Here is a 14,143-nt window from a genome sequence, read left to right on the forward strand (position 1 = left end):
ATGCAGCAGGACAACCAGGCTTTGCTCGAACAGTGGGCAGAGTGCGTCCGCGCCATGAACGAGAACCCGCGTGTGAGCGGCAGGGCCCGGGGGAACATCGCCGTGTGCGAGCCCCGGGGGCTCATGGGCACCACGCTGCTGGTGGCCGTCCCCAGTGAGGTGACCCGTGAGTATCTGCAGCACCGGCCCATGTCCGACGTGCTGGACGAGACCGTGCACCGCGTGTTCGGCACGGAGACCCTCGTGGCCTTCGTGGTGGACCCGGAGCTCGAGATCCCCCGCTCCACGAGCGGTCCCGCCGCATCCCCCCGGCACGAGGACGCCGCCGCACCGCACCCCGCCCCCTCCCGGACCGAGGATTCAGGAGCGCAGCGGTCCCACGACGCCCGCACCGGCGCCTCACGACCCTCCCTCACGGAGATCGAGGCGGAGCGGGCACCCGGGTCCTTCCTGACTCCGCAGGAGCAGGCCGCCGATCCGGGTGAGCGCTTCGTGCGTCCCGCCGCGGGCGAGGACCGGATGCGCACGGACGAGCAGATGAGGACCATGCCCCCGCGCCGGGACCAGGAACGGCCCGCCCCGGCACACGAGCCCCGCGAGGTCCTGAGCACGGGCAGCGGCTCCGACACCAGCCCGGCCGACTCCGAGTGGGACAGCTCCGCCCGGTTGAACCCCAAGTACGTCTTCGACTCCTTCGTGATCGGCCAGTCCAACCGCTTCGCCCATGCCGCAGCCTTCGCCGTGGCCGAGACGCCGGCCAAGGCATATAACCCGCTGTTCATTTACGGGGACTCGGGGCTGGGCAAGACCCACCTGCTGCACGCAATTGGGCACTACGCCAAGCGCCTCTACCCCAAGATGCGGGTGCGGTACGTGAACTCCGAGGAGTTCACCAACGACTTCATCAACTCCATCCGGGACGACGAGGGCTCGTCCTTCAAGGGCATCTACCGCAACGTGGACCTGCTGCTGATCGACGACATCCAGTTCCTCGCGGGCAAGGAGCACACGCAGGAGGAGTTCTTCCACACCTTCAACGCGCTGCACAACCACGAGAAGCAGATCGTGATCACCTCGGACATGCCGCCCAAGCAGCTCACGGGCTTCGCGGAGCGCATGCGGTCCCGGTTCGAGTGGGGTCTGATCACGGACGTCCAGCCGCCCGAGCTGGAGACGCGCATCGCGATCCTGCGTAAGAAGGCCATCAGCGAGGGGATGGACGCCCCGGACGACGTGATGGAGTACATCGCCTCGCACATCTCCACGAACATCCGCGAGCTCGAGGGCGCGCTGATCCGCGTCACGGCGTTCGCGTCCCTGAACAAGCAGCCCGTGGATCTCCCGCTGGCCGAGCTGGTGCTCAAGGACCTGATCACGGACGACGGCGGGCAGGAGATCACCGCGGCGTCGATCCTCGGCCAGACCGCGGCGTTCTTCAACATCACGCTGGACGAGCTGAAGTCCAAGTCCCGCACGCGCACCCTCGTGACGGCTCGCCAGATCGCCATGTACCTGCTGCGCGAGCTCACGGACATGTCGCTGCCCAAGATCGGGCAGGAGCTGGGCGGCCGCGACCACACCACGGTGATGCACGCGGACCGCAAGATCCGCACCCTGATGGCCGAGCGCCGTCAGATCTTCGACCAGGTCACGGAGCTGACCAACCGGATCAAGCAGCAGTCGCGCGAGGGCTGAGCCGGGCGCCGCAGGGCGCCCGCCACGGGGAACCACCGCTGAGGGGTCCCGGACACCGCGTCCGGGGCCCCTTTCCTGTGATTCATCCACAGGCCGCAACCACGCGCCGACGGGAGAGACGCCCCCGAATCCACAGGCGGAAAAGGCCCTGTGGACACCGTGTGCACGAGCGGAAATCCTGCGATGTGGAAAAATCTGTGGACAGCGCGTCCGGATCCGTGGACAACTGCCGCGCAGCGGTGGGCGAAGCTGTGGAATCTCCGGAATCACGCGGAAGTTACGCACTCCACGCTCACAGACCGGCATCGAATCCTCCACAGCGCGTCAACACCCCGGACTCGCTCGGGAACTGGGATGCAGGCAGTTATCCACAAGTTCCACAGGGGTTATTAACACTTCTGACCCTTAAGAGAAGCTCCGCCGAACAACAAAAATCCCGACCGTCCGACCCCGAGCACCACACCGCGATCTCTGTAATTACAAGAATCTCCGAGGTACGCGGCGCAGCCACGGCTGCACACGCCCACGGCACCGTTGGGGCAGCGTCCTCCCGGCCGGATACGATGCAGGCAGACACTCCCGTCCACAGCCAGAAGAGGGGCACCCCCGTGAAGTTCTCGGTCGAGCGCGACGTACTCGCTGAAGCAGTCACCTGGACTGCTCGTTCGCTGTCCCCGCGACCCCCCGTGCCCGTGCTCTCGGGTCTGCTGATCAAGGCCGAGAACGGATCCCTCTCCATCGCGAGCTTCGACTACGAGATCTCCGCACGCCTGACCATCAGCGCGGATGTCGTGGAGGAGGGCACCACCCTGGTCTCGGGCCGGCTGCTCGCGGACATCTGCCGCTCCCTGCCGTCCGCACCGGTGCAGCTCGAGGCCGAGGGCGGCAAGGTCACGCTCACGTGCCGCTCCTCCAAGTTCAACCTCGCGGCCATGCCCGTGGACGACTACCCCCAGCTACCCGGTCTTCCCGAGCTCTCCGGAGTGGTCGCCGGGGACGAGTTCGCCCACGCCGTGGCACAGGTGAACATCGCCGCGTCCAAGGACGACACCCTGCCGATCCTCACCGGCATCCGCATGGAGATCGAGGGCGAGAAGATGACCCTGCTCGCCACGGACCGCTATCGCCTGGCCATGCGGGAGCTCACCTGGCGGCCCACCGATCCCACCATCTCCACCGCGGCGCTGATCAAGGCCAAGACCCTCAACGACATCGCCAAGACCCTGGGATCCTCCGGGGACGTGAACATGGCGCTAGCCCCGAACACCGAACTGGTGGGCTTCGAGTCGGGCGGGCGGCGCACCACGAGCCTGCTGATCGACGGTGAGTACCCCAAGATCCGCTCACTGTTCCCCGAGAACACGCCGATCACCGCGGTGGTGCGCACCTCCGAGCTCGTCGAAGCCGTGCGGCGTGTGTCCCTCGTGGCCGAGCGCAACACGCCGGTGCGCCTGGCCTTCAGCGACGGCCAGGTGGCGCTCGACGCCGGGACCGGTGAGGACGCCCAGGCCTCCGAGGTGCTGGACGCCCAGCTCAACGGGGACGAGATCACCGTGGCATTCAACCCCACGTACCTCTCCGAGGGGTTGCACGCCTTCGACTCGCCCTTTGTGCGCTTCTCTTTCACCGCCCCGCCGAAGCCCGCGGTGCTCTCCGCGCAGGAGGAGCTCGACGGCGAGGACACCGTGGAGTACAAGTACCTGCTCATGCCGGTCCGCCTGCCCAACCAGTGATCGTGTGTTCGTAGACCACCTCTCGCTGCTGGACTTCCGGACCTACGCGGGCCTGGACCTCGCGCTCACCCCGGGGCTCACGGTCTTCGTGGGGCCCAACGGGGTGGGCAAGACCAACATCGTGGAGGCCGTCGACTGGGCCGCGACCCTCGGCTCCCACCGGGTCTCGGGCAACACCCCGCTGATCGCCACCGGTGCGGAACGGGCCATCGTGCGGCTGCGGGTGAACCGCGGTGGCCAGCGCACGGTCCTGGAGCACGAGCTCAACGCCACCCGGGCCAACAGGGTGCGGCTCAACCGGGCGGCGCCCGTCCGCGCGCGCGAGTCCCTGGGGATCCTGCACACCGTGCTGTTCTCGCCGGAGGACCTCACCCTGGTCAAGGGGGACCCCTCCCACCGGCGGCGGTTCCTGGACGACCTCGCCACCGCGATGCGCCCGGTGCTCTCGGCCGCGCGCTCGGACTACGAGCGTGCCCTCAGGCAGCGCAACGCCCTGCTGAAGTCCACGCGGCGCTCACACGGTCTCTCCGACTCCGACCGCGCCACCCTGGCCGTGTGGAACGACCAGCTGGCCCGCGCCGGTGCCGCCGTGATGGCCGCGCGGCTCCAGCTGCTCAAGGCGCTCGAACCGGAGGTGGACCGCGCGTACCAGCAGCTCACCGAGGGTCCCAAGCACGTCACGCTCGAGTACGAGAGCTCGTCGGTTGCCCCCGGTGCGGAGCAGCAGGCCCTGCAGCACTTCTCCGTGGCGGACCTGCACGAGCTCATGATGCAGGCGTTCGAGCGCATGGAGCGCCAGGAGCGCGAACGGGGCATCACCCTGGTGGGACCGCACCGGGACGACCTCGTGATCCACCTGGGCGACACGCCTGCCAAGGGCTACGCCTCCCACGGGGAGACCTGGTCCACCGCTCTCGCCCTGCGCCTGGGCTCGTGGTACGTGCACCTCGCCGACGACCCCTCGCCCGGCGCGGCCCCCGTGCTCATCCTGGACGACGTCTTCGCAGAGCTGGACGCCCGGCGCCGGCGCCGGCTCGCGGAGCTCGTGCGGCAGGCGGAGCAGGTGCTGGTCACCGCCGCCGTGGACGAGGACCTCCCGGCGGCGCTGCTGGAGCACTCCCACACGGTGGTGGATGTGGAACCGGGGGCGGTGCGCGTGCGGGGCGCCGCGGCGTCGTCGTCCCCGGCGGCCGCCCCGAGCGAGGTGACGACGCCGCACGCGGACCTGCCGCGCGAACCACCCGCCCCGGCGGGGTCACCGGAGCACGCGTCGGAGGCACCGGGCAGCACGGCACCGGACGGGCTCCGCCTGGAGACGCAGCGCTCCCAAGAGCAGCAGCCCGAACGGCAGCGGCCCGGCCAGCAGGACGCACGGACGCAGCAGTCCGACCCGCGCCGCCCCGAGGAACGAGATCCCGGCGATGAGTGACACCGTCCCCCGGGACGTGGTGGACGCCGCGGCGGTGGCCCTGCAGCGGGCACGCAAGGCCGCGCGGGACCGCGGTGACATGCCGCTGTCCCAGGCGGCCGCGGCCAAGAACATGCGCGCCTTCGGCCTGGCCATGGAGGAGGGCACGGGCTCCCCGGCGCTGCGCAGCCGCAACCGGTACGGCACGGACCCCCGGCAGCTGGGCGGTTTCTCGGGCCCGGGACGCTCGGCGCGCGATCCGCGGCCGCTGTCCTCCGTGGTGGACACGCTCATGACCCACCGGGGGTGGAAGACCCCCGTGAACGTGAGCACCGTGCTCGCGGACTGGGCCTCCCTCGTGGGCCCGCGCAACGCCGAGCACACGTGGCCCGAGCACTTCGAGGACACCGTGGTGCGCGTGCGCTGCGACTCCACGGCGTACGCCACCCAGCTGCGGCTGATCCAGTCCGAGATCCTGCGCAGCTTCGCGGACAAGCTGGGCGAGGGCATCGTCACGCGGCTCGAGATCCAGGGGCCGGTGGGTCCCAGCTGGAAGCGCGGCCGGTGGGCGGTGCAGGGGCGGGGACCGCGGGACACGTACGGATAGGGCGCGGGCCGCCGAAAACCCGCCAGAATCGCGCGAGCCGCGCCGCACCCCGGAAATGGCCTCACCCAGCCCCGCGGGGTCCCGGAGCGTCTGGGGGCCGTTGAGCGCTTGATCCGTGGGAACATCCGCTAGAATGGGAAGCCACAGATCTCTTCGCCCCGCCAGCCGATGAGCCGCGAGCCGTCTCATCGGCTGTACTCATGTGGGCCGGGCGGCGAGCGTCACCGATTACGCAGGAGGACCGGAAACCCCGTGGCTACAGAGGACTCCCCACAGCACGAGTACGGCGCGAGCGACATCACCGTCCTGGAAGGCCTCGAGGCGGTCAGGAAGCGCCCGGGGATGTACATCGGCTCCACCGGGCCCCGGGGCCTGCACCACCTGGTCTACGAGGTGGTCGACAACTCCGTGGACGAGGCCTTGGCCGGCTACTGCGACCACATCGAGGTGACGCTGCAGGCGGACGGCGGCGTGCGCGTCTCCGACAACGGCCGCGGGATCCCCGTGGACATGCACCCCACCGAGGGCAAGCCCACCGTGGAGGTGGTGATGACCATCCTGCACGCGGGCGGCAAGTTCGGGGGCGGCGGCTACGCGGTCTCCGGTGGTCTGCACGGCGTGGGCATCTCCGTGGTCAACGCCCTGTCCCGGCAGGTGGACACCGAGGTGCGGCGCCAGGGCCACGTGTGGCGGATGAGCTTCGCGAACGGCGGCCGCCCGCAGGGTGAGCTGGTCAAGGGCGAGGCCACGGAGGAGACCGGCACCACGCAGGTCTTCTACCCGGACGCCGAGATCTTCGAGACCGTGGACTTCGACTTCGAGACCCTGCGCGCGCGCTTCCAGCAGATGGCGTTCCTGAACAAGGGTCTGCGCATCACCCTCACGGACGAGCGTGCCTCGGACGAGACCGGCGAGGAGATCGCCGGGGACACCCCCTCGGACGCCTCCGGTCCGCTCGAGGGCCAGGACGGCGGCACGGCCGGGGGCGACGACGCCGCGGCGGCCGGCGCGCGGCAGGTGGTCTACTGCTACGAGGACGGCCTGCTGGACTACGTGACGTTCCTGAACTCCTCCAAGAAGGCGGACCTGATCCACCAGGACGTGATCTCCCTGGAGGTCGACGACCCGGACAAGAAGATGTCCCTGGAACTGGCCATGCAGTGGACCACGGCGTTCAACGAGTCCGTGCACACGTACGCCAACACCATCAACACGCACGAGGGCGGCACCCACGAGGAGGGTTTCCGCACCGCGCTGACCACGCTGATCAACCGCTACGCGCGGGAGAACAAGCTGCTGCGGGACAAGGACGACAACCTCACGGGCGAGGACGTCCGCGAGGGTCTCACCGCGGTGATCTCCATCAAGCTCTCCGAGCCGCAGTTCGAGGGCCAGACCAAGACCAAGCTGGGCAACTCGGAGGCGAAGACCTTCGTGCAGCGCGAGATGTTCGAGCTGTTCGGGGCCTGGCTGGAGCGCAACCCGAACCCGGCCAAGGACATCATCCGCAAGGCCATCTACGCGTCCCAGGCCCGGCTCGCGGCCCGCAAGGCCCGTGAGACCACGCGCCGCAAGGGTCTGCTGGAGTCCGGCGGGATGCCCGGCAAGCTCAAGGACTGCTCCTCCAAGGACCCCACGCTCTCGGAGATCTACATCGTGGAGGGCGACTCCGCCGGTGGCTCCGCGGTGCAGGGCCGCGACCCCGCGCACCAGGCGATCCTGCCGCTGCGCGGCAAGATCCTCAACGTGGAGCGCGCCCGCCTGGACCGTGCGCTGTCCAACGCCGAGGTGCAGTCCATGATCACCGCGTTCGGCGCGGGCATCGGGGACGACTTCGACATCGACAAGGCCCGGTACCACAAGATCGTGCTCATGGCGGACGCGGACGTGGACGGCCAGCACATCACCACGCTGCTGCTCACCCTGCTGTTCCGCTTCATGCGCCCGCTGATCGAGCACGGCTACGTGTACCTCGCGCAGCCGCCGCTGTACCGCATCAAGTGGTCCAACGCGCCGCACGACTACGTGTTCTCGGACGCGGAGCGGGACGCCGCCCTGGCCAAGGGGCTCGCGGAGAACCGCCGGCTGCCCAAGGACAACGGCATCCAGCGCTACAAGGGCCTGGGCGAGATGGACTACACCGAGCTGTGGGAGACCACCATGGACCCGGAGCACCGCACGCTGCTGCAGGTCACCATGGACGACGCCGCGGCCGCGGACCAGATCTTCTCGGTGCTCATGGGCGAGGACGTCGAGTCCCGCCGGGAGTTCATCCAGCAGAACGCCAAGGACATTCGGTTCCTCGACATCTAGGCATGTCACCCGCCGGATATTCCCCTGCCGGCATGAACAGTGGACCGTGAGAGCTCACAAGGAACGGACAGCAACGCATGAGTGACGAGACCCAGGACGGCAACGGCCCCGTGGACCCGGAGAACACCCCCGAGGGCGTGGTGGTCGAGGACGTCGAGGTGACCTCCGACCGCGTGGAGCAGATCGACCTGCAGACGGAGATGCAGCGCTCCTACCTGGACTACGCGATGGCCGTGATCGTGGGCCGTGCGCTGCCGGACGTGCGGGACGGTCTCAAGCCCGTGCACCGCCGCGTGCTCTACACCATGTACGACGGCGGCTACCGCCCGGAGCGCTCGTTCAACAAGTGCGCGCGCGTGGTCGGCGACGTGATGGGCAACTACCACCCCCACGGCGACTCCGCGATCTACGACGCCCTGGTGCGTCTGATCCAGAACTGGACCATGCGCTACCCGCTCGCGCTGGGCCAGGGCAACTTCGGCTCCCCGGGCAACGACGGCGCCGCCGCGCCCCGGTACACCGAGACCAAGATGGCGCCGCTGGCCATGGAGATGGTCCGGGACATCCACGAGGACACCGTGGACTTCCAGGACAACTACGACGGCAAGCAGCAGGAGCCCACGGTGCTGCCGTCCCGGTTCCCGAACCTGCTGGTCAACGGCTCCGCGGGCATCGCGGTGGGCATGGCCACGAACATCCCGCCGCACAACCTGCGCGAGGTGGCGGACGGCGTCCAGTGGTACCTGCAGAACCCGGACGTGGACCGCGAGACCCTGCTGGAGGAGCTCATCAAGCGGGTCAAGGGCCCGGACTTCCCCTCGGGCGCGCAGATCCTGGGCCACAAGGGCATCGAGCAGGCCTACCGCACGGGCCGCGGCTCCATCACGCAGCGCGCGGTGGTCAGTGTGGAGGAGATCCACAACCGCACGTGCCTGGTGGTCACCGAGCTGCCGTACCAGGTCAACCCGGACAACCTGGCCATCAAGATCGCGGACCTCGTCAAGGACGGGAAGGTCCAGGGCATCGCGGACATGCGCGACGAGACCTCGGGGCGCACCGGCCAGCGCCTGGTGATCGTGCTCAAGCGGGACGCCGTGCCCAAGGTGGTGCTCAACAACCTCTACAAGCACACGCAGCTGCAGGAGAACTTCTCCGCGAACATGCTCGCGCTCGTGGACGGTGTGCCGCGCACGCTGTCCCTGGACGCGTTCGTGCACCACTGGGTGAGCCACCAGATGGACGTCATCGTGCGGCGCACCCGGTACCGCCTGAAGCAGGCGCAGGAGGAGGCGCACATCCTGCTGGGTCTGCTCAAGGCCCTGGACGCGCTGGACGAGGTCATCGCCCTGATCCGCCGCTCCCCCACCGTGGAAGAGGCCCGCAACGGGCTCATGGAGCTGCTGGGCATCGACGAGGCCCAGGCCCAGGCGATCCTCAACATGCAGCTGCGCCGCCTGGCCGCCCTGGAGCGTCAGAAGATCCAGGACCGGCACGCGGAGCTGCAGCGGCTGATCGCCGAGTACGAGGAGATCATCGCGTCCGAGGCTCGCCAGCGCGGGATCATCTCGGAGGAGCTCGCGGAGATCGTGGAGCGCTACGGGGACGACCGCCGCACCGAGGTCCTCTACGGCTTCGACGGGGACGTGTCCATGGAGGACCTCATCCCGCAGCAGCAGGTGGTGGTCACCATCACCCGCGACGGCTACGTCAAGCGCACCCGCGCGGACGAGTACCGCGCCCAGCACCGCGGCGGCCGCGGCATCAAGGGTGCCCAGCTGCGCGGGGACGACGTCGTGGAGCACTTCTTCGTGACGAACACCCACAACTGGATCCTGTTCTTCACCACCCTGGGCCGGGTCTACCGCGTCAAGGCCTACGAGTTCGTGGAGGCCGGGCGGGACGCCAAGGGCCAGCACGTGGCCAACCTCATGGAGTTCCAGCCGGAGGAGCGGATCGCCAAGGTCATGGAGCTGCACTCCTACCAGGACGCCCCCTACCTGGTGCTGGCCACGCGCAACGGCCTGGTGAAGAAGTCCCGCCTCACGGACTACGACACCAACCGCTCCGCCGGGGTGATCGCCATCAACCTGCGCGACGACGACGAGCTGGTCTCGGCCATGCTCGTGGACACCGACGACGACATCATGCTGATCTCGCGCCACGGCCAGTCCCTGCGCTTCACCGCGGACGACGACGCCCTGCGCCCCATGGGCCGCGCGACGTCCGGTGTCACGGGCATGAAGTTCCGCTCCGGTGACGAGCTGCTCTCGGCCAACGTGGTCAGCGACGACTCCCACGTGTTCGTGGTGACCGAGGGCGGCTACGCCAAGCGCACCGCGGTGCAGGAGTACCGGGTGCAGGGCCGCGGCGGACTGGGCATCAAGGTGGCCAAGCTCGCCGAGGTCCGCGGGGGTCTCGTGGGCGGTCTGATCGTGGGCGAGAACGACGAGGTGCTCGTGGTCATGGAGAGCGGCAAGGTGGTGCGCTCCACCGTGAGCGAGGTGCCGGCCCGCGGCCGCGACACCATGGGCGTGATCTTCGCCAAGCCGGGGCCCAACGACACCATCGTGGGCGTGGCCCGCAACGCCGAGCGGGAGATCGAGAAGGAAGTGGCCGAGGAGGACGCCGCGGACGCCACCGGGCCGGGCGGCGTCGTCGTGGCCGAGACGGACGTGGCGGCGGACGGGTCCGTGCCCGAGGCCGAGGAGCAGGACGGCCCTGCGTCCGATGCGCAAAACGATGCAGTAGCGTTGGAGGACAACGACAACGGAGGTGACGCATGAGCGCGAGCTCGGCCTCGAAAGCGGGTCAACCCGCGAAGACTTCTGCCCCCAGGAAGTCGCCGTCCCAGCAGAACGGGAAGAGCTCCGGCAAGGGCCTCGTGCGACCCGCCCCCCGGGCCAAGGTGCGCCGCGCCCGCCTGGTGGTGTCCAAGGTGGACACGTGGTCCGTGCTGAAGCTGGCGTTCCTGCTGTCCGTGGCGCTCGGCATCATCACCGTGGTGGCCTCGCTGGTGCTGTGGCTCGTGCTGAACCTCACCGGGCTGTTCGAGGGCATCAACGAGCTGCTGTCGATGCTCGGCGGCAGCGCCGAGGGCACCGACATCAAGCAGTTCCTCTCGCTCGGCAACGTGGCCCTGTTCGCCACCCTGATCTCCGTGGTCAACGTGATCCTGCTGTCCGCGCTGTCCGTGCTGGGTGCGATCCTCTACAACATCGCGGCGTCGCTGATCGGCGGCATCGGGGTCACCCTCACCGACGACTGAGTGCGGCCCCGCCCAGATTTGGTGCGGGGACCAACCTCCGGTAAAGTCTTGGCGTGGCCAGCCAGAGAATGCTCTGTTGCGGCCACGCTGAGGGCGTATAGCTCAGACGGTTAGAGCGCTTCGCTGATAACGAAGAGGTCCCAGGTTCAATTCCTGGTACGCCCACCCATCGAATTCCCACCGCGAGTCGTCACTCGTCCGGAGGCTCCCGTGAAGTCACGCATTGCGGCACTGATCGCCGTGGCTGGCCTGTCCGTGGCGGCCTTCAAGTCCTGGCGCGAGTCCGAGGCTAAGCGGAACGCCTGGAATTCGGCAGTGGACCCCGTGGACTGAGATCCGCGGCACGGCGCTCCCGCCACCGGTGGAGGGCGCCACAACCGAATACGGGGCCTTAGCTCAGTTGGTAGAGCGCTGCCTTTGCAAGGCAGATGTCAGGAGTTCGAATCTCCTAGGCTCCACGGCAGCCCAACCCCCGGTCACCTCGCGTGGCCGGGGGTTTTCGCGTTCCCGGAGCGCTGCGGCCGCTCCCGCTCGAGGTCCTCGCCGGTGCCGCGACCTCCCGGTGCCACGACCTCCCAGTGCCGAGGTCCCTGGCCGGTAACCGGTGACGACGCCGCGGGGCGCCACGGTCCGCCACCGTCGCGGTCCGCGCCGGGCTCCGTGACACACTGGTCACCACTGGCTGTGACGTCCCCCATATCCCGAGGTGCGGAGTACCCGAATGCGCGACAAGACCCCCCTGCAGCCCCTGGCGTCGGTGGACCCCCATGAACCGCTCGAGAGGATCGAACGGTGGAAGCTGATCGGCCCGGGTCTCGTGGTGGCGGCCACGGGTGTGGGGGCCGCGGACATGGTGGCCACGCTCACCGCCGGTTCTCGCTACGGCTACACCCTGCTGTGGGCGGTGGTGGCGGGCACCATCATGAAGATCGTGCTGGTGGAGGGCGCCGGGCGGTACTCGCTGGCCAGTGGCCGCACCATCTTCGAGGGCTGGCGCTCTCTGGGCCGGTGGACCTCGTGGTACTTCGGCCCGTACATCCTCATCTGGGGCTTCGTGTACGGGGCCACGGCCATGTCCTCCTCCGCGCTGCCCCTCGCGGCGCTGTTCCCGTTCCTGCCCCTGTGGGCCTGGGCGATCATCATGGGCCTGATCGGCTTCGCAATCGTGTGGGCCGGACGCTACGCCGTGGTGGAGAAGCTCACCGCGGCCATGGTGGGCATCATGTTCCTGGTGATGGTGGGCCTGGCCGTGATCACCCTGCCCAACATCCCGCAGATGATCACCGGGCTGATCCCCGTGATCCCGCAGGGCGGCGTGGTCTACACACTGGCCCTGGCCGGTGGCGTGGGCGGCACCATCACCCTGGCCGCTTACGGCTACTGGCTGCGGGAGAAGGGCTGGCACCAGCCCCGCTGGATGCGCGTGATGCAGCTGGACAACGCCGTGGCCTACACCGTGACGGGCATCTTCGTGCTCGCCATGCTCGTGGTGGGCGCCGAGGTACTCTACTCGGCCGGCTACGCCATCAGCGCCGGGGACAAGGGCCTGCTGGACCTGGACAAGGTGCTGCGCGAGCGCTACGGGGACGTGATCGGCGTGACCTTCCTGGTGGGCTTCTGGGCGGCCTCGTTCTCGTCCGTGGTGGGCGTGTGGTCCGGGGTGTCCCTGATGTTCGCCGACTACTGGGGCAACGTCCGCAAGAAGCCCAGCGGCCACCCGGACACCGTGAACGGCGGCAAGTACTTCAAGTTCTACCTGCTGTGGCTCACGTTCCCGCCCATGCTCCTGCTGCTGCTGGACAAGCCCGTGTTCCTGATCCTGCTCTACGGCGTGCTCGGGGCCCTGTTCATGCCGTTCCTCGCCGTGACCCTCCTGGGGCTGCTGAACACCTCGCGCACCCCCAAGCGGTGGCGCAACGGGATGTTCACCAACGCGGTGCTGGTGGTGTGCGCCGTGCTGTTCATCATCCTGGGCGTCTACCAGACCTACGACACGGTGGCGGGCATCTTCTCCTGACCCGCCCGGGCCCTGCCCACCGACGACGACGCCGCGCCCCTCCTGAGAGGGACGCGGCGTCGTGGTGGTCACGGGGCTCCGCGGGGGAGCCTCACGGAACCTCAGTGCTTGGTGTCACCCGGGTTGTGCTTGGAGGCGTTGTCCGGGGAGCCCAGCTTGGTGTCGTCGGTCTTGGAGCCCTTGATCTGCTCCTTGACCTCGTTGACGGTCTGCTTGGCGTCCTCGGCCACCGACTTCACGCTCTCCGTGGCGCGGTGGGCCGCCTGGGAGGCGGTGCCCTCCTTGTGCACGGAAGAGGTGGGATCCTTGATGTCGTCCACCTTCACACCGGTGCCGGCGGCCACGGTGGAGTTGGTGTTGACGGGGGAGGCCGACACGCGCGGGGACGCGGTGGCGGGGGTCTTCCAGGGATCCTGCACGGGGCGGGAGGCACGCCACGCGGCCACGCCCGCCACACCACCGGCCACGAGCAGACCGAGGACCAGCAGGCCCTTGTGGCCGCCCTGGGCCTTCTTCTGCTGCTTGGCGTACTCCTTGGCCGAGTTCTTGGCGGCCTTCTGGATGCGCTTGACGGTCTTCTTGTCACCGGTCAGCTTGGCCACGAGGGCGTCGAACTGGTCCGAGGTGTCAGCGTCCGCGACCTTGCCGGCCAGGGCGGCGACGGCCCCGGAGTACTTCTCCTGGGCGGCGGCGCGGCCGTGCTCGGTCTTCTTCGCGGCCTTGGCGGCGAGGGGAGCCGCGGCGGCGACACCGGCGGCCTTGGCCTTCTCGCTGCGCTTCTTGGCGTCCTCGCCGAGGCTCTGGGCCTTGCCCAGCCCCTCCTGCACGTACGGGCCGGTGGCCTCGACGCCGCTGGCGAGGGCGGAGGCGCCGGCCTGCACACCCTGCTGCAGCTTCTCACCGAGCTCACCGATCTCGGTGGACAGCCAGTCTCCTGCGTGGACGACCTTGGACTCGGCGGCCTTGTTGGCGGCCTTGACCTGCTTCTGGGCCTTGCTCTTGAACAAGCTCATGATGTCTCCCTCCTACGGTGGTGATCGCGTACATCTCCACCCCCAGCATACGTTCTGTGAGCTGGGAGACTCCCGGTGAACGGGAAGCACGC

At 68.8% G+C, this 14,143-nt stretch carries 10 protein-coding genes and 2 tRNA genes; 11 read left to right on the top strand and 1 reads right to left on the bottom strand.

Going from position 1 to position 14,143, the window contains the following annotated elements; all coding sequences use genetic code 11:
• From dnaA to KRH_RS00055, 11 genes are all read left to right on the top strand, one after another.
• Positions 1–1,695, top strand: a complete 1,695-nt coding sequence (gene dnaA, locus KRH_RS00010) for a chromosomal replication initiator protein DnaA (protein WP_012397075.1) — start codon at positions 1–3, stop codon at positions 1,693–1,695.
• A gap of 608 nt (positions 1,696–2,303) precedes the next feature.
• Entirely contained in the window at positions 2,304–3,428 is a 1,125-nt protein-coding gene (gene dnaN / locus KRH_RS00015; RefSeq protein ID WP_012397076.1) for a DNA polymerase III subunit beta, read from the top strand.
• A gap of 4 nt (positions 3,429–3,432) precedes the next feature.
• On the top strand, positions 3,433–4,857 hold the full coding sequence (gene recF / locus KRH_RS00020; RefSeq protein ID WP_012397077.1) for a DNA replication/repair protein RecF: 1,425 nt from the start codon (positions 3,433–3,435) through the stop codon (positions 4,855–4,857).
• The gene (locus KRH_RS00025) at positions 4,850–5,443 is read left to right on the top strand and encodes a DUF721 domain-containing protein (RefSeq protein WP_012397078.1); all 594 of its coding nucleotides are present in this window, start codon (positions 4,850–4,852) and stop codon (positions 5,441–5,443) included. The genes recF and KRH_RS00025 overlap by 8 nt, the downstream gene beginning before the upstream one ends.
• Before the next feature lie 252 nt (positions 5,444–5,695).
• Positions 5,696–7,756 carry a DNA topoisomerase (ATP-hydrolyzing) subunit B gene (gyrB, locus tag KRH_RS00030; RefSeq protein WP_012397079.1) on the top strand — a complete coding sequence of 687 codons (2,061 nt, stop codon included), beginning with the start codon at positions 5,696–5,698 and terminating at the stop codon, positions 7,754–7,756.
• 77 nt (positions 7,757–7,833) lie between these two features.
• Positions 7,834–10,539, top strand: coding sequence for a DNA gyrase subunit A (gene gyrA / locus KRH_RS00035; RefSeq protein ID WP_041297238.1), 2,706 nt, complete (start codon positions 7,834–7,836; stop codon positions 10,537–10,539).
• A complete protein-coding gene (locus KRH_RS00040; protein ID WP_041297239.1) occupies positions 10,536–11,021 on the top strand; it encodes a DUF3566 domain-containing protein in 486 nt (161 codons plus the stop codon). The genes gyrA and KRH_RS00040 overlap by 4 nt, the downstream gene beginning before the upstream one ends.
• 91 nt (positions 11,022–11,112) lie before the next feature.
• Positions 11,113–11,186, top strand: a tRNA-Ile gene (locus tag KRH_RS00045).
• Positions 11,187–11,231: 45 nt separating this feature from the next.
• On the top strand, positions 11,232–11,354 hold the full coding sequence (locus KRH_RS12740) for a hypothetical protein (RefSeq protein WP_260856768.1): 123 nt from the start codon (positions 11,232–11,234) through the stop codon (positions 11,352–11,354).
• 52 nt (positions 11,355–11,406) lie between these two features.
• A tRNA-Ala gene (locus tag KRH_RS00050) sits at positions 11,407–11,479 on the top strand.
• A gap of 263 nt (positions 11,480–11,742) precedes the next feature.
• Positions 11,743–13,038, top strand: coding sequence for an Nramp family divalent metal transporter (locus KRH_RS00055; RefSeq protein ID WP_012397083.1), 1,296 nt, complete (start codon positions 11,743–11,745; stop codon positions 13,036–13,038).
• A 101-nt stretch (positions 13,039–13,139) separates the two neighbouring features.
• Here the strand turns inward: KRH_RS00055 and KRH_RS00060 are convergent, their stop codons facing one another.
• Entirely contained in the window at positions 13,140–14,051 is a 912-nt protein-coding gene (locus KRH_RS00060; protein ID WP_041297240.1) for a hypothetical protein, read from the bottom strand.
• Positions 14,052–14,143 lie beyond the last annotated feature (92 nt).

Origin of the sequence: Kocuria rhizophila DC2201 (assembly GCF_000010285.1) — a bacterium.
GTDB lineage: Bacteria > Actinomycetota > Actinomycetes > Actinomycetales > Micrococcaceae > Kocuria > Kocuria rhizophila_A.